The sequence below is a fragment of the Thermomicrobiales bacterium genome (assembly GCA_037045155.1).
Classification (GTDB): Bacteria; Chloroflexota; Chloroflexia; order Thermomicrobiales; family CFX8; genus JAMLIA01.
In genome coordinates, this window is sequence record JBAOIG010000003.1 from 1012166 (window position 1) to 1028759 (window position 16594).

Below are 16594 nucleotides of genomic sequence, written 5' to 3' on the forward strand. Positions count from 1 at the left end.
GCCGGGCAAAGAACAGACAACAGCGTCAAACGCAGAGCGAGAATGCACGGTCATTGTCCTCTTCGTCTGGATTGGAAGGTTGTGTTACGTCTCTACATAGCGTCCTTGAAACATGAGGACACAGAGGTCGGGTGCATCTCCAAAGATGCGGGGCAGCGCCGGCTGGGGTGCCTCCAGCAGTCGCGATCGATCGGGTCGACTCATTCACAATAACACTCATCTTCGCCGTGTCAATCAAATGCGACAATTGCCTTTGCGCCACACTCAGCAGGATCAGGGCCACGACCACGCTGGTTTGACGTATACCTTGCTGGCAGGCGCGCCGTGTCCGTCGAGCGCGCTTCGGCAATCGTTAGCTGCGACACATGCCGATATTCAGCTGGCATAACTCCGATCGCCCGCCGCGCGAAAATGAAGGAGGAGCAACGTGAATCGACGAGTGGCCGTCATCGGTCTCGACTGCGCGGAGCCGTCACTCATCTTCGACCGGTGGATCGAGGACCTGCCGAACCTCCGCTCGCTGATCGAACGCGGCACATGGGGCCAATTGCGGAGCGTTGACCCACCGATCACGGTGCCGGCGTGGAGCTGCATGATGACCAGCCGGGACCCGGGCGAGCTCGGCATCTACGGCTTTCGCAATCGGGCCGACCATAGTTACGACCGACAGTTCGTCGCCGACTCGCGAGCTGTGCCAGTCCCCAGGTTATGGGATCATCTCGGCGAAGCAGGGAAGCATGTGATCGTGCTCGGTGTGCCGGGCACATACCCGCCCGCTCCCGTCGCGGGGGAGCTGGTCTCCTGTTTTCTAACGCCGGATCCCCGTGTCGACCAATACACCGAGCCGGCATCGTTGCGCGATGAAATCGAGCGCCTTGTCGGCCCATATCAAGTCGACGTGCGGAACTACCGCCGCGCGGACCGCGATCGCATCCTCAGCGAGATCTACGAGATGACCGAACAGCACTTCGCGGCTGCCCGGCATCTGCTCGATACGCGCCCGTGGGATTTCTTCATGATGGTCGAGATCGGTGTCGACCGCATCCATCATGCATTCTGGAGCTTCCACGATCCGACCCATCGGAACTATGAACCCGGCAACCGCTACCGCGACGTTATTCGCAACTACTACCAGTACCTCGACGACCAGATCGGAGAGCTCCTGGAACGCTTCGGCGATGACGACACGGTCATTGTCGTCTCGGATCACGGCGCGGAGCCCATGCGGGGCGCGGTCTGCATCAATCAATGGCTCATTGGCGAAGGGTATCTGACGCTGCGGTCGACCCCGGAGACGATTACGCCGTTCGACGTCACGAACGTCGACTGGTCGCAAACGCGCGTCTGGGGTGACGGCGGCTACTACGGGCGTATCTGGCTCAACGTCCGCGGCCGGGAGCCGGACGGGATCGTGGATCCGTCCGAGTACGAAGCGCTTCGCGACGAGCTGATTTCGCGACTGGAGGGACTACCCGATCCCGACGGCCAACCGATCGGGACGCGGGTGTTCCGTCCGGAAGACCTATGGCTGGAGCAACGTGGAGTCGCGCCGGATCTGATTGCCTATTTTGGCAACCTCGCGTGGCGCAGCGCTGGCAGCATCGGCCACGCTGGATATCACACCTTCGAGAACGATACCGGCCCCGACGACGCAAATCACGCCCGCAACGGGGTGTTCATCATGGCCGGCCCTGGCGTCCCAGCCGGCCCTCGCGACGGGCTGAGCATCCTCGACGTTGCGCCGACGATCCTCGGCCGCTTCGGCATACCTCCGATCGAGAGGATGCGCGGCCAGGTCATCGATATCCACTGAGTCACGACAGGGATCCATCTTCCTGTCAACTCGAGATATTTCGCGACCACCAGCCCACTCACACGTTACAATATTGTAAGAATCGGTGTCACGTTGACGCTTCGAGCGGGCGTGGCTCCGTAGTCGTGACCAGGGGGTATGTGTCACGGCGACGCTGCCGCGATGCGCGGCAGGGGTGGGGTAACTGAAGAGGTGGGGTAATGACACAACATACGTGGCGTCTGAGGGACGCCGCCCGATTTGGTGTGCTCATCGCCGTCGTGTTGGCTGGCTGCATGGGGGCAGTTACGCCAACAACAACCGCCGCGCCAGTAAGGCCGGAAATCTCGTTCGTGGACTCGGCAACAGGCGCCTGCAAGGTGACCGAAGCGAAGGCAATGGTCACCGGCGGCGGGGATCAGGACTGGTCGCACACGACAGACCGCATCGTGTACGACCAGCTCGACGCAAACAGGATCTTCCAACTGAACACGATGAAGTCAGACGGATCTGACACGAAGTGCCTGAGCTGCGCCGCCCGGGCTGGCGCTCCAGCGGTGAACCAGCACAAATTCAACCCATCGTGGCACCCATCGGGGCAGTACATCGTCGTCCAGGTCGAGATGAAGAGTCACTGGCTATCCTGGCTGAAGACAGATCCAATGACAACCGAGCTCCTGCAAAATGGACTCTGGAACGATCTCTATCTCGTGAGCGCCGACGGGACCTCGTGGCAGAAGCTGACCAACACCACTGCGAGTGTCACTGATGGGGTGCTCGCGCCGGTGTTTTCTCCGGACGGCACGAAGCTGATGTGGTCGAAGATCATCGCGCCCGCCTCGAAGACCCAGCCATTCGGTGTCTGGCGGTTGATGATCGCGGATTTCGCCATGTCCGGTGGAAAAGCCAGCCTGGTGAATATCCGAGACATCACGCCGGCCGGGGCGACATTCATCGAGGCCCACGGGTTTGCGCCAGACTCCCGATCCGTCCTCTTCACGACCGACATCGGCGTGACAAGCACCTGGGAAAAGCACATCTGGTCGATGGATCTCGCAACGGGCTCGACCCGTAACGTGACGCCCAATGTGCACTGGAACGAGCACGCCTACTACAGTCCGGACGGATCCAGCATCACGTTCATGTCGAGCCTTCCGTTCCTCTGGTCGTTCATGAAGACCGAGGTCATGCTAATGAATGCCGACGGCAGCGGTGTCGTCCGGCTGACGCATTTCAATTCCAAGGGCTATCGAGAATCGACTGCGGAGCAAAGCGCCGCTACCCGGGTGCGCTGGAATGCTGCCGGCACGAAGATGCTCGTCACCCAACAAATGGCAGACACCTATCCGGCCCGCAAGATGTGGATGCTCACGTTCGCGGGCGCATGCGGGATGGCGTCTGGAACATAACACCCAGCAGCCGAGGGTGCGGCGACACACCGCCGCACTCTCGGCCCGCTCTGACCCCCCGATTCGGCTGCGGATATTTACAGATGGCCTGCGAGGTGCGATGATGCGCGAATGAAAACGCACCCGGTCGGTCGACCCCTTGCGATCTCTGGATTACGGCCGAGCGTTTCCAGAGATCGTGTTGTTGTTACTACCAGTGTTTCTGGCGCCCTTTCCTCGGCGAAGCGCTCTGAGCGCCGCCAGCACCACAATTGAATACCCCTCTGACCGTCCAGGGCTGCGACACACCACACCGCGGAGGGAGCCATTCCGATGTCCTCGATATCGAACGAACCACGCTTGATACGACCATACGGCGGCCAGCTCGTCGATCTGATTGCGACCGGCGACGCGGCTGACGAGCTCCGCGCACGCGCGAGAGAGATCCCCTCGATTCAGATCTCGGAGCGAACGGCGTGCGACCTGGAGATGCTCGCGATTGGCGCGTTCTCGCCACTGGATCGATTCATGAACGCGGCAGACCACGCGCGAGTCCTCGATGAGATGCGGCTGGCCGATGGGACGCTGTTTCCGATGCCGCTGATTCTGCCCGTCGAGCCATCGGACGCGATCCGTCAGGGCCGCGATGTTGCGCTGCGAAGCGCAAAGAACGAGTTGCTCGGAATCATGACCATCGACGAAGTGTTCGCGTGGGATGCCGACGAGGTGTCGGACAAGGTGTTCGGGACACGCGATCCTCGCCATCCGCTCGTTTCCGAGATGCGGCGTTGGGGCCCACTGGCAATCAGCGGCCCGCTCAAGGTCCTTCAGCTTCCAGCCCATTACGATTTCCGCGACTTGCGACTGACTCCCGCCGAGGTGCGCGCGCGGCTGGATGCGATCGGCCGGGAAAATGTCGTCGCATTTCAGACACGCAATCCGCTCCATCGCGTCCACGAAGAGCTGACCCGGCGCGCCGCTGAGGCGATCGACGGGGTGCTGTTGCTCCATCCGTCAGTCGGAATGACCAAGCCGGGCGATGTCGACCACTACACACGGGTTCGCACATACGCCGCGCTGGCCGAGCGGCACTACGAGCCAGGTCGCATCCTCCTCTCCCTGTTGCCGCTGGCGATGCGCATGGGCGGACCACGCGAGGCGCTCTGGCACGCGATCATCCGCCGCAATTACGGCGCGAATCACTTCATCGTCGGCCGGGATCACGCGAGTCCGGGCAATGACTCGAATGGCCGCCCATTTTATGGACCATACGACGCCCAGGAGTTGGTGTCCCGGCACAGCGCCGAAGTGGGCGTGACGGTGGTGCCGTTCAGCGAGCTCGTCTATCTGCCGGACGAACAACGGTACGAGGAGGTATCACGCATTCCGGAAGGGACGCGGACTGCCAAGATCTCCGGCACCCAGGTGCGCGAAGAGTTCCTGAATCTCGGGCGCAAGCTGCCGGCATGGTTCAGCCGGCCGGAAGTAGCCGACATTCTGGCCGAGACGTATCCACCACGCCATCGTCAGGGCGCTTGCATCTGGTTCACCGGTCTGAGTGGCGCTGGAAAGTCGACGACCGCCGAGGTGTTGACCGTGCTACTGCTGGAACGAGGCCGGCAAGTGACAGTGCTCGATGGAGATGTCGTGCGGACTCACCTGTCGAAGGGGCTCGGCTTCAGCAAAGAGGATCGCGAGACAAACGTCCGGCGCATCGGATTCGTGGCAGGGGAGATTGTTCGCCACGGGGGCGTCGTGATCTGTGCCGCCATCAGCCCCTACCTCGCCACTCGCGATGAGGTCCGCGAGATGATCGGCGCGGACCACTTCGTCGAAGTGTTTGTCGACACGCCGCTGGATATCTGCGAAGCGCGCGATTCAAAGGGTCTCTACGCCAAGGCGCGGCGAGGAGAGATTTCTGATTTCACCGGCATAGACGATCCATACGAACCGCCCGTCACGCCTGAAATCACGCTCGATACCGTCACAAGCACACCCGAAGAGAATGCAAAACGCATCGTTGCGCACCTTGTTGCGCAGGGGTTCGTTCGGTCCGACGAAGGTTGGGTCACCGAGATCGGCGCCCCCACAGCTGCCCGGTCCGTTTGACTTACCACCGGCGACCGGTCAGCGCTTTTTCTGGCGCTGACCGGTCACTGGTTGATGCGTCAACACAGCGCCACGCCCCCGATGCGTGTCGTAGTAGGTGAAGTTCCCGGGATATTCCCGAACAAGCCCGCCGTCGAGCTCGATAATGCGATTGCAGATCCGATCGAGAAAGTACCGATCGTGCGAAATCGTGAGGATCGTCCCGCCGAAATCGAGCAACGCGGCCTCGAGCTCCTCGATTGATGGCAGATCGAGATTGTTGGTTGGCTCGTCGAGCAGCAGGAAGTTGGCGCCACGGAGGATCAGCAGCGCGATCTGCAACCGGCTGCGTTCACCACCACTGAGCTTCCCGACCTGGGTCAGCGCGTCTTCGCGAGTGAACAACAACCCGACGAGAAAGCCAATGGCCGACTGCTCGGTCATCGCCCGCGCCGAACGCACGAGCTCCAGCGGCGTGCGAGTCGGCTCCAGCGTCTCCTGTTCCTGCGCATAGTAGCCCGTCACAATCGACGGCCCGATCCGCACACGTCCGGTGGTCGCGGGTTCGTCCCCAAGGACAAGCCGGAAGAGCGTCGTCTTGCCCGCTCCGTTGTCGCCGACGATCCCGACGCGCTCACCGTGCGTCAGCTCAAAGTCAAACGGTCGCAAGATCTCACGGTCGCCGTACGATTTCGAAAGCGCCTTCATCTCCAGGACAAGCGACGAGCCGCGGTCGGCAGAGAACTCAACGTCGATACGGCGACGGTCGATCACCGGGACGGGCTTTTCGGCGAGCTTCTCGCGTTCGATCTCGAGGATGCGCCAGCGATTGCCGGCGCGCGCGGCGAACTTGTGATTCTGCCGCGCCCATTGTGTCAGTTGTTCCGCGCTCGCCTTCAGCTTCTTCAGCTCGCGTTGGTGAAGCTCGTACAGTTGGGCGTCGCGCTCCAGGCGCTCCCGCTTCTGCGTGGTGAACCGACTGTAGTTGCCCGCGTATTTCGATACCCGTCCATCTTCCAGCTCGACGATACTGGTTGCGACGCGATCGATGAAATAGCGGTCATGTGAGATGATGACCGTCCCACCCTTGCGGCCGGTGAGATAGCTCTCGAGCCACGTCTTCGCGTTCGCATCGAGGTGATTGTCGGGTTCGTCAAGAAGCAGCAGATCCGGTTCTTCAAGCAGACATTGTGCCAACCCGACGATGCGCTTTTCGCCCCCACTCAGCGTCTCGATCGACAGATCCCAACGGTCGTCGGGCAAGCCAAGGGCGCTGAGCGTCTGCTCGACGCGCGCGCCAACAGGCATGCCCGAAACAGCATCGGCCCGCTCGATCAGCTCAGCATGTTCGACGAGCACTGCCTCCAGCTCAGCATCGGACAGATCCTCCCCCATGCGCCGCTCAAGCTCGTGGAGTCGTTCGTCGAGCGCGGCCGCGTCGCCGCTCGCCAGTGCTACGACATCTCGGACGGTATGACCCGGGGTGAACATCGGCTGCTGCGGAAGGTATCCTGTGCGCAACCCTCGCTGGCGGGCGATCGAGCCTGTGGTGGGCTGAACCTCGCCGGTAAGTAGCCGCAACAGCGTGCTCTTGCCAGCGCCGTTCCCCCCGACGAGGGCGACGCGCTCGTCGTCGCGTACCTCGAAGGTCAACTCCTCGAACACCAGGTGACCACCATAGATCACGCCGACTTCGCTCGCCTGCGCCAGGATAGCCACAATGCCCACGCTTCCCAACAATGCCTGATCAACAGAACGGCCGGCCCTCGCGCTGGCGCTTGATGAGCGTAACACGGCAGGCAGACGAGACGACTGGCTCGGGCGCGAATTCACCCGCCACGGCCGATCGACGAGGATCTCGAAACAACGACCCCCGGCGCCAATTGCTGGACGCCGGGGGTCGTTTGGGTCTGAGCGCGCCGGGGATCGGGGTTAGCGAGCCTTGCGCAGGATGGCGAGCCAGTCGCGCTTGCCTCGGGCACGGTTGAGCTCGGACTGCTTGTGTTCGACCATTCGCTCCAGCAGGTAGTTGTCCATGTTCATCTCCTCGTCTTCTCGTTACTAGCGCATCGTCGGGACGTGCGGATCGGCGGCTCGTTGCAGATAACTGCCTGCCGTCGCCGGAGCCGGCAGATAGTCTGAATCCCATAGAGATTCGGACCGTATCGTCGTAGGCTTTCGGTAGACAATCACTAGCGCCTCCTATCTAGACCAGATCATACGATTACAGGAAGTGATTGTCAACTGTTTCTTATGATTCAGTTCAAGATTGGGAACCATCTGCTGGGAATCAGTCCGAATCACGGCTGACAGCGGCCAATTCGTCATGCGTCGCCCGGTATCGACGGGTTACCATTACGCCGGCTGGCGCGGCCCACCCGCCTGAAGCACCCGGAGGTAAGCGCAGACCGTGCTTCTCGAGCTCACGATCAACAATCTGGCGGTCATTCGCGAGACGCGAATCGCGTTCGGTCCAGGGCTGAATGTGCTGACTGGCGAAACCGGCGCCGGCAAGTCGATGGTGATCGATGCGCTCGGCGCGGTGCTCGGCGCGCGCGCTTCCGCCGAACTCGTTCGCACTGGGACCAGTAGCGCCCGGGTCGAGGCTATCTTCGACATCTCCGAGGACATCGCGCGCGATCGGATCCTTGCCACCCTTGCCGAGGCCGGCATCGATCAGGCCCCTGACGAGCCGCTGATCCTCAGCCGCGATATCAGCGCCGCCGGCCGCTCAACAGCGCGAATCGCCAACCGGGCTGTCACCGCTGGCCTTCTGACGCGCATCGGCGAGCTCCTGGTCGATATCCACGGCCAAAGCGATCACCTGTCGCTCTTACGCCCGGCTATCCAGCTGGATCTTCTCGATCACTTCACCGGGACCTCCGAGCTCCGCGCCGAGGTCGCCTCTGGCGTCACAAGCTGGAGTCAGCTACGTAGCCGCATTCGCGACTTCGACCAGGAACAGCGCCGAACAGCGCAGCGACTCGACCTGCTTCGGTATCAGGCAGAGGAGCTGTCGGCGGCCAACGTCCAGCCAGGCGAGGACGATACTCTCCAGCAGGAGCGCGCCCGCCTCGCCAACGCCGAACGCCTGCTCCGCGCATCCGCGGACGCACAGGCAGCGCTGACAGGTGACTCGTCCGTTGGTGACAACGCCGGCGCGATCGACCGTCTTCGCGCGGCGATCCGGGTAATCAGCGACATCGCCACGCTCGATATCGCGTTCGAGTCAACCCTCACACGCGCGAACGACGCCATCTTTGCGCTAGAAGATGTTGCCGCTGAGGTTCGAGATTATGCGGAGCGTGTCGAGCTCGACCCACGGCGTCTCGAGGCAGTCGAGGAGAGACTCGAGCTACTCCGCCTGCTGAAGCGGAAGTACGGGCCGACGCTTGCGGACGCGCTCATCTACATGGGAGAAATCGCCAGAGAGCTTGCCAGCATCGAATCCGACGAGCACGATATCGACGCGCTGCGAGCCGACGAGGCGAACCTGCGTCAGCGACTGGGAGACACGGCCGCCCGGCTCTCCTCCATCCGTCGCGCGGGCGCTGTGGAGCTCGCTCGTTCGGTGGAGCAATCGATTCGGGACCTGCAGATGGGGAGCGCGATCTTCGAGGTGCGCTTCGAGACGCTACCGGACGACGACGGGGTGCCTCTGGCCGACGGTACGCGCGTCGCGATCAACCACACCGGCGCCGATCGCATCACGTTCTACCTCGCCACAAACAGAGGCGAAACGCTCCGTCCTCTGGCGCGAGTTGCTTCTGGCGGGGAGACTGCGCGGCTGATGCTCGCGCTGAAATCGATCCTCGCGACTGCCGATGACACGCCGGTGCTGGTGTTCGACGAGGTGGACGTCGGGGTCGGCGGACGCAGCGGCCAGGTCGTCGGCGAGAAGCTCTGGAGACTGAGCGATCGCCATCAGGTGATCGTGATCTCCCATCTGCCCCAGATCGCTGCGTTCGCCGACCACCACATCATCTTGATAAAGCAAGAGGAAGAGGACAGGACAGTGACCACCGCAATCACCGTTTCCGGCGACGCTCGCATCGATGAGGTCGCCGCAATGCTCGACGGGTTGCCGATCACGTCCGAATCACGCGCCAGCGCGAACGCGCTCCTTCAGCGAGCAGCAGGCTGGAAGACCGCGGATCGGTCTGCCGCGACGCGCTGATATAATCGCGGCGCCGTCGCCCGAGGCGACACGCCGCGCGACAGAAAGGACTGTCCCTGATGCAGCCGAATATGCGGATGCTGCAACAGATGCAGAATCGGATCCAGAAGATCCAGGAGGAGCTTGGCGAGACAATCGTCGAGGGCACTGCTGGCGGAGGAATGGTCACCGTGCAGGTGACCGGAATGAAGGCAGTCGTCGGCGTCAAGATCGCGCCGGACGCCCTGGGCCCGGACGACGCCGAACTACTCGAAGACACGATCCTCGCCGCGATCAACGACGCAATGGAGAAGGCCGAAGAGCTTGCTGCCGACAAGATGTCGGCCGTGACCGGAGGCATTCGCATCCCCGGGATCATGTAATTCCAGGCAGCTCAGGCCCGAGATCGATAGCCGGCGACGCGCTCGTTCGCCGGCTTTCCGTTGCTCCGCGACAGCGAAAATAGCTCTGCCAACACGACCAGAACGAGAAGGAGTGTCCCGCTGGTCGGAGTGAGCGTGCCGATCCCGTGAAAGATGAGCAGCGCAACGACGAAGCTGGCCGCCAGATATCCCTGCCTGCGGGCGCGAACAACATCGTATCGGCGCGCATCATGTCGATAGAGCCGCAACCCTACAAGGAACGACGCGAGCGTGCAGACGGTTGCGAGCGCGGCCGTCAGCGCAAGAGTGAAGAACAGAAACTGCCCCATCGAAGGGGGTGAGTCCGGCCGGAGGAAGATGAGAGCGAAGCCGAGCGTCGACCAGGCCGCAATCCCCTCCAGATCGTATAGGGGGATGCGTGTCCATCTCCGCAGTGGGATGAATGTCGCGGTCGGAGCGGCGAAGAGCAAGAGATAGGCAATGATCGCACGACCAGAGCGCATGCCATCGACGCCCGCGTCCGTCACTGCAACGAGCCGCCCAAGCGTGATCCATATCAGGCTGATCATGATCAGCGCGATAGCGCCGCCGATGAAACGCTTCATGTGTACGTACTCCCGGTGCGGAAGTGTAACAGGTCCACCATCCCCTCGGCCGATCATCTGGCTATACTTGAGCGATCGTCCATACGCCTATCCGTGGAGTCTTGACCGACCGATGCCAGCCAGCGAACCGCTCCAGGTCTTCATTGGTGATGTGGTCAGGTTACGGAAACCACATCCATGCGGTTCGCACGAGTGGACCGTCGTCCGGCTCGGCGCGGATATCGGGCTTCGCTGTCATGGCTGCAACCGCCGCGTGCTTCTCCCCCGCCGCGAGCTCGAGCGTCGGCTGAAGGGGTTCACCTCACGTGGGCCCGATTACCTGCCGATCCCACATGCGGCGGCAGAGACTGATACTCCCACCGAAATCACCAGCTCGTGACAGCTCGACGCGACGCGGGCGTTGTCGAGGTGCTCCGAAATCAGGCATTCCTGCGGCTCTGGGTGGTCCAGGCAATGTCACAGACGGCCCAGAACATGATCAACTTCTCACTCCTGATCCTGGTTCGTCAGATCGTTGAGACTCAACACCTGTCTCAGGCGAATACCGCAATCTCACTCCTCGTGCTGGCCTTTTCGTCGCCGGCCGTCCTCTTCTCGGCGGTTGCCGGCGTTGTCGTCGAACGCGCCGACAAGCGAACGGTCATGATCGCCTCGAATGCGCTGCGGGTAGTCGGCGTCCTCGGGTTCCTCGTCCTCAATCCTGACTGGCCACCGCTGCTGACGCTTGCTGTGCTCTATTTCCTCACGTTCTTCCTCGGCACAGTAGGGCAGTTCTTCGGTCCGGCGCAGGCGGCCGCGATTCCGGTGATCGTGAATCCGCGCGAGCTGATGAGCGCCAACGCGCTGTTCAACCTGACCTTCACCGGCTCGCAGATCATTGGCTTCGCCGCGCTCGGGCCGATCGCGATCAAGGTGCTGGGCGTGCAGAACACGCTCATCGGTATCCTCGTGCTCTATGTGCTATCCACCGGTCTCGCCTTACTGCTCCCGAAGACTCCCCCGATCCCCCGCGACGAGCCAGACGAAACCGCGGCGCTCCGTCGCTTCATCGATGACGCGCGCGAGGGCGTTGTGTTTGTGCTCCAGAGTCCGTTATTGATAAAGGCGATCGTCTACCTGACGATGGCAACGACGACGTACCTGATGATCGCTGCCCTCGGGCCGGAGTTCATCGTCACGGTATTGAAGCTACCCAGCGAGGACATCGCCTACGTCGTCGCGCCGGCCGGCCTGGGCGTGGTGGCGGGCGCATTGCTGGTGAACAGGGTCGCGCGGTTCATCAGGCCAGTTCGGCTGGTCGACTATGGGTTGATCTCGGCGGGAATCTGGTTGGCGCTATTCGCGCTCAGCGAGCCGATCGGCGGGATCTTCGGCTTCGGCGGCGAAAATGTCGCGCGGGGGATCATCCTCTTCGCCGTCGGTTGCGCGGCGATGCTCGGCATCTCGAACGCATTTGTCCTGGTGCCAAGCCAGACGTTGCTGCAGGCTGGTAGTCCGCAGGAAGGTCTGGCGCGAGTTTATGCCACCTACTTTACGATCTCGAATGTGGCGTCCTTCGCCCCGGTTCTCTTTGCCGGCGCGTTCGCTGATCTGTTTGGCGTGCTGAAAGTCATCATCTTCATCGCGGTATTGCTGGTGATCATCGGCGTCTACAACCTGCGCCACACGATCCCCGGCTTGCCAGATCACCCCGCCACAACGCCCGCAACGCCTGATCCGACCGGCTGACAGGCAGGTCAGGCAGTCAGCAACCGCGGCCCTAGCAGCAGATCCAGCAACGCCATGCGGATGTAGACGCCGTTTCGCGCCTGTCGAAAGTACGCCGCACGCGGGTCTGAATCGACGAGCGTGTCGATCTCGTCAACACGGGGAAGCGGGTGCATCACGATCGCATTCTCGCCAAGCAGCTTCATGTGCTCCGACCCGAGTCGGTAGGAGCCGCTGACTCGGCGGTAGGATTCGACGCTCGGAAATCGCTCTTTCTGGACCCGTGTCATATAGATGACATCTGCGCGCGGCAGCGCCTCTTCGAGATCGTGAAGCTGTTCCCAAGCCACGCCATGAGTCTCCATGTAGGCCAGCACATCGCCGGACATTTCGATGCCGGGTGGCGCTACCAGCAGAACACGCGCGTTCTCGGTTCGCGTCAGGAGCATCGCCAGCGAGCGCGGAGCGCGGCCAAAGCGCAGGTCGCCAACGAGCGCGACCGTCAGGTCGTCAATCCTGCCAAGCTCGTCATAGATCGTATAAAGGTCGAGCAGTGCCTGGGTCGGGTGTTCCCGCGGACCATCCCCAGCGTTCAGAATCGGCACCGACGCGACGGAGGCGGCCGTTTCGGCGGCGCCGGCGAGCGGATGCCGGATGGCGATCGCGTCGGCGTATGCCTCAACGATGCGAATCGTGTCCTCGATCGACTCCCCCTTGACCGCCGATGACGTATGTTCGGCACTCTCGGAGGAGATGACGTTGCCGCCGAGGCGCAACATCGAGGATTCGAAGCTCAGCCGCGTGCGGGTGCTTGGCTCGAAGAAGAGCGTCGCGAGGATCTTGCCGTCCAGACGTTTGTCCCCGCCGGCCGCCACGACCCTGCGCATCTCGGCTGAGTGAGCTAGCAGCTGAAGCAGATCGCCCCGGCTGAACTGGTCGACCCTCAGGATATGCCTCGGTAGCATCGCGCCCCACACTTCCTTCACATTATCGGCCGAGCCAACGTCGATTATATCGGCGGCCCGGAATTTCTAGCGCAGGGTGCTGGGAAGAATATTCAGCTCGGCCCGATACTTGGCAACGGTGCGCCGGGCGATGCGCACCCCGCGACGGTTCAGCAGCTCGACAATGCGCTTGTCTGTGAGTGACTGCTCCTCCGTGCCGACCATCTCCTTGATCATGTCCTTCACGCTCAGCGACGGCGTGAAGAAGTTACTGAATGGGATGACCTGGCGAGTCGGAAGCATGACGAACTTGTTTGCGGTCGCGCGGCTAACGGTCGATTCGTGGACGCCGACCTGTTGCGCGACAGTGGCCCGAGTGAGCGGGTGCAACTGGCGGACACCGGCGCGGAGAAAATCCTCCTGTATCTCTGCGACGCAACGTGAGATACGCCCCAGCGTCTCGTGGCGCTGCTTGACGTTACCGAGAAACAGTCGCGCCCGGGCGACGTGATCGCGGACATGCGCCCGCGTCGCGGCATCCATGTCGCCCGCCGTCCGATTCGTCTGCGCAACGTGTGCCATCCTGTCGTAAATATCGTTGACTCGCAGCCGAGAGTGACGGGATTCGACCACTTCGACGATCAGCTCATTGTCGACGATGCTAATGACGACATCTGGCGCAACGTAGGCGGATTCCACCGGCGATCTCCACTCCTGGGCTTCCTGCCGCTGGAGTGGGAATGGGGTCAGATTACTGCGGATGAAGTCCCGCGCGTCGTCGACGACCTCGGGCGTCACCCCAAGCTCACGGGCGATCAACCCGAACTTGTGCCCGCCGAGCTCATCGAGATATCGATCGACGATCTGTTCGACAGCCATCGGAATCTCGACTCCATTGTCATCGAGGTGGTGAAGTTGGAGGACGAGACACTCGCGCAGATCTCGCGCACCGACGCCAACCGGGGCAAGCGCCTGCACCGCGGCCAGTGCCCACTCAATATCGGTTGTCTCGACGCCGAACAGCGTCTCGACCATCTCCATGTCGGCATCGATGTAGCCCCGCTCGTCGAGCGAGTCCAGCAGATAGTTACCGATTCGCAGCAGGTCGTCGCCAAGGAGTGTCGGGAGGTCGAGAGCGATGCGATCGCGGAGACTGACTGCTTCTCCGACGAGCGTCATCGGATCAAAATCGTCGGAGTCATCCCGGGTGATCGAACTCTGGTAGGCAATCTCCGGGTGGTCCTCCCATGACTCCTGAAACGGCAACTCGGCATGGTTGATCATGCAGGTGGCACAGAAGGTTCCTTCGAGAATGCCACCGCATCGCGGACAGATCGCTTCGTCGGAGACCTCGAGCGCAGGATTCGAGTCGAGCTCCTGGTTGATGACGACTTCCAGCTCCTGGCGGGAGAGGCTCAGAATGTAGTTGGCCTCGATCAGGCTGGGCGACACCCACTGGCGTTGCTCGATATTGAGATCGTACCCGGCCTCCATACGCCTCATCGCGAATCGCCCCCTTCTCCCACAGTCCCGGCTCATCGCTCTGAACGCGGGCTGTATGGACATCGTATCATAGCGCTGGCGCGATTCTTGCTATAGGTAATTCACTCGCTTCATCATCGCTCTGTCAGCGCAGGATGCCGCGCAGGAAACCCCCGAGAACGGGCATAGTGAGTCGTCTGCTATGATGACTTGACAAGTCAGACGCGCGGGCTGGGCCGGCGCGTCCAGCTCAGTAGTGGATCGAGGAACGTGTTCGGCAGAACGATTCCGCTTGGCAGCGCGCGTGGAATCCCGATCAGGGTCCATCCGACGTTCCTGATCGTGATGCTCTGGGCGGTCTACCAGTGGGGAATACGCGCGGAAGCCGGCCCGGCCGGCGTTATCTTCGGGCTCGTGACGCTGCTTTGCGTGTTCGGCTGCGTGCTATTACACGAATTGGCCCACGCAATCGCAGCATTGCGCTACGGAGTCCGCGTGAGAGACATCACGCTCCTACCGGTCGGTGGGGTCGCGCGAGTCGAATACGCGCCGCTGACTCCCCGATCCGAGACAGTCATCGCGTTGGCCGGCCCGGCCGTTAATCTGGCGATCGTCATCCTGTTGCTACCAATCGTCATGGTGATCGCGGCGACGCGCCATGTCAGCGATCCCCTTTCACTGGTGCTTCTGATCGACGAAATCTCGCCGGCCGGCTTTGTCATCTATATCTGGATCGCCAATATTCTGTTGGCCACATTCAACATGCTGCCAGCGTTCCCGATGGACGGCGGCCGCGTCCTCCGCGCCATCCTCGCATCGTTTCGAGGTCAACTCCAGGCGACGCGCATCGCGGTGGCAGTCGGTGGCGCCATCGCCATCCTGCTCGCCACTGCCGGACTGATGATCGGTGACTATTTCATGCCGATGATCAGCCTGTTCGTGGTCGTCGCCGCGTACATGGAGTTTCGTCACGTCACAACCGAGTCGTCACTGCGAGGGCTTCCAGTCGGTCAATATGCGCTGTGGGATGGAGGCGGGATCGGGCCAGACGAGCCATTGGCCCACGCTATCTCCGGTGGGCCGCGCGACCTCGTCGTCGTCGACGGCGGTGTGGTTGTCGGAATGCTCTGGCGGCGTGACCTGCTGGACAATCTGGCCGGCGGCCACCGTCACCTGAAGGTTGCCGACCTCATGGACCGCAAGGTCCATGTCGTCGAATCAATGGATTCACTCTACGATGTCCACCTCTGGCTCAACGAGTCCGAGCTGCCAGCAGTGCCGGTCGTCGAACAAGGACGCTACCGTGGTGTATTCACTGCTGATCGGTTCTGGCATCTCTACGACCACATTCAGGGTCGCAAATTCGGGCGATATCGGCAGCGCATTCTCACGCTGCGGCGTCGGCTGGGGCAGGTCTGACGGCACAGCGCAGGCGACTGGATCCGTGAGACGGCAATGAGACTCAGTTGCAGGAGACAATCATTCGCGCTTGCCCACCCGAACGAACAGGTGTACGATTCGACGAGCACCATCCTGGCGGGATCGCGAAAGGACGCCGCCGCATGAAGATTTCCACACGTGGAGAATACGGGCTGCGGGCAATGGTCGCCCTTGCACGGTCGTACGGCAGCGGGCCGAACGCGCTAGCCTCCGTCGCACACGATTCCGCCGTGCCGCCAGCCTACCTCGAACAGTTGCTCGGCATGCTTCGTCGGGCCGGCCTTGTTGCTTCAACTCGCGGCGCGCACGGTGGTTATGCGCTCGCGCAGCCCCCGGAAGCAATCCGAATCGGCGATATCTACCGCGTGCTCGAAGGTCCGATCGCGCCGATGGAATGCGTGTCCGAAGTCGAGCCGGACGAGCAATGCCCATTGATCGATGGCTGCGCGACACGAGTCGTCTGGCTCAAGGTGCGAGACAACATCATCGACGCACTGGACTCGACGACGCTGGCCGATCTGACCGCGCCTCACGCCGTCCGATCTTCGGAGTCGGTCACAGCCGACGTAGATGCCACCAGTCACGTCCCCGCCTGACAACGTTCGATCC

At 62.1% G+C, this 16594-nt stretch carries 13 protein-coding genes; 9 read left to right on the plus strand and 4 right to left on the minus strand.

Annotated features, from left to right (window positions below):
• The first annotated feature begins 427 nt into the window (after positions 1-427).
• From V9F06_07980 to V9F06_07990, 3 genes are all read left to right on the plus strand, one after another.
• A complete protein-coding gene (locus V9F06_07980; protein ID MEI2617552.1) occupies positions 428-1813 on the plus strand; it encodes an alkaline phosphatase family protein in 1386 nt (461 codons plus the stop codon).
• 200 nt (positions 1814-2013) lie between these two features.
• On the plus strand, positions 2014-3201 hold the full coding sequence (locus tag V9F06_07985) for a hypothetical protein (protein ID MEI2617553.1): 1188 nt from the start codon (positions 2014-2016) through the stop codon (positions 3199-3201).
• A 312-nt stretch (positions 3202-3513) separates the two neighbouring features.
• Positions 3514-5289 carry a bifunctional sulfate adenylyltransferase/adenylylsulfate kinase gene (locus V9F06_07990; GenBank protein ID MEI2617554.1) on the plus strand — a complete coding sequence of 592 codons (1776 nt, stop codon included), beginning with the start codon at positions 3514-3516 and terminating at the stop codon, positions 5287-5289.
• An 18-nt stretch (positions 5290-5307) separates the two neighbouring features.
• Here the strand turns inward: V9F06_07990 and V9F06_07995 are convergent, their stop codons facing one another.
• A complete protein-coding gene (locus V9F06_07995; GenBank protein MEI2617555.1) occupies positions 5308-6987 on the minus strand; it encodes an ABC-F family ATP-binding cassette domain-containing protein in 1680 nt (559 codons plus the stop codon).
• Between the two features lie 691 nt (positions 6988-7678).
• Here V9F06_07995 and recN point away from each other — a divergent pair.
• Positions 7679-9445 (plus strand): DNA repair protein RecN, encoded by a 1767-nt coding sequence (gene recN / locus V9F06_08000; GenBank protein ID MEI2617556.1) that lies wholly within the window; start codon positions 7679-7681, stop codon positions 9443-9445.
• A 59-nt stretch (positions 9446-9504) separates the two neighbouring features.
• Positions 9505-9807: a YbaB/EbfC family nucleoid-associated protein gene (locus V9F06_08005; protein MEI2617557.1), complete on the plus strand. Its 303-nt coding sequence runs from the start codon at positions 9505-9507 to the stop codon at positions 9805-9807.
• Positions 9808-9818: 11 nt separating this feature from the next.
• Here the strand turns inward: V9F06_08005 and V9F06_08010 are convergent, their stop codons facing one another.
• Positions 9819-10412 (minus strand): hypothetical protein, encoded by a 594-nt coding sequence (locus V9F06_08010; protein ID MEI2617558.1) that lies wholly within the window; start codon positions 10410-10412, stop codon positions 9819-9821.
• A 112-nt stretch (positions 10413-10524) separates the two neighbouring features.
• Between V9F06_08010 and V9F06_08015 the strand changes: the two genes are divergently transcribed.
• Together V9F06_08015 and V9F06_08020 are read left to right on the plus strand one after the other, a co-directional pair.
• Complete coding sequence (locus V9F06_08015) at positions 10525-10791, plus strand: DUF951 domain-containing protein (protein ID MEI2617559.1); 267 nt, start codon at positions 10525-10527, stop codon at positions 10789-10791.
• On the plus strand, positions 10788-12140 hold the full coding sequence (locus tag V9F06_08020) for an MFS transporter (GenBank protein ID MEI2617560.1): 1353 nt from the start codon (positions 10788-10790) through the stop codon (positions 12138-12140). Before V9F06_08015 ends, V9F06_08020 begins: the two co-directional genes overlap by 4 nt.
• 8 nt (positions 12141-12148) lie before the next feature.
• On the opposite strand, the gene pyrB is transcribed toward V9F06_08020, so the two are convergent.
• Both pyrB and V9F06_08030 read right to left on the minus strand, forming a co-directional pair.
• The gene (gene pyrB / locus V9F06_08025; protein ID MEI2617561.1) at positions 12149-13084 is read right to left on the minus strand and encodes an aspartate carbamoyltransferase; all 936 of its coding nucleotides are present in this window, start codon (positions 13082-13084) and stop codon (positions 12149-12151) included.
• A 66-nt stretch (positions 13085-13150) separates the two neighbouring features.
• Positions 13151-14566 carry a hypothetical protein gene (locus tag V9F06_08030; protein ID MEI2617562.1) on the minus strand — a complete coding sequence of 472 codons (1416 nt, stop codon included), beginning with the start codon at positions 14564-14566 and terminating at the stop codon, positions 13151-13153.
• A gap of 249 nt (positions 14567-14815) precedes the next feature.
• Here V9F06_08030 and V9F06_08035 point away from each other — a divergent pair, with 249 nt between their 5' ends.
• Both V9F06_08035 and V9F06_08040 read left to right on the plus strand, forming a co-directional pair.
• Entirely contained in the window at positions 14816-15964 is a 1149-nt protein-coding gene (locus tag V9F06_08035) for a site-2 protease family protein (GenBank protein MEI2617563.1), read from the plus strand.
• A 143-nt stretch (positions 15965-16107) separates the two neighbouring features.
• Positions 16108-16581, plus strand: coding sequence for an Rrf2 family transcriptional regulator (locus V9F06_08040; GenBank protein MEI2617564.1), 474 nt, complete (start codon positions 16108-16110; stop codon positions 16579-16581).
• The last annotated feature ends 13 nt before the right edge of the window (positions 16582-16594 follow it).

Coding starts and splice junctions, on each gene's coding strand:
- V9F06_07985 (MEI2617553.1), top strand. CDS start 2,014: ATGACACAACATACGTGGCGTCTGAGGGACGCCGCCCGATTTGGTGTG.
- V9F06_07990 (MEI2617554.1), top strand. CDS start 3,514: ATGTCCTCGATATCGAACGAACCACGCTTGATACGACCATACGGCGGC.
- V9F06_08005 (MEI2617557.1), top strand. CDS start 9,505: ATGCAGCCGAATATGCGGATGCTGCAACAGATGCAGAATCGGATCCAG.
- V9F06_08010 (MEI2617558.1), bottom strand. CDS start 10,412: ATGAAGCGTTTCATCGGCGGCGCTATCGCGCTGATCATGATCAGCCTG.
- V9F06_08015 (MEI2617559.1), top strand. CDS start 10,525: ATGCCAGCCAGCGAACCGCTCCAGGTCTTCATTGGTGATGTGGTCAGG.
- pyrB (MEI2617561.1), bottom strand. CDS start 13,084: ATGCTACCGAGGCATATCCTGAGGGTCGACCAGTTCAGCCGGGGCGAT.
- V9F06_08030 (MEI2617562.1), bottom strand. CDS start 14,566: ATGAGGCGTATGGAGGCCGGGTACGATCTCAATATCGAGCAACGCCAG.
- V9F06_08040 (MEI2617564.1), top strand. CDS start 16,108: ATGAAGATTTCCACACGTGGAGAATACGGGCTGCGGGCAATGGTCGCC.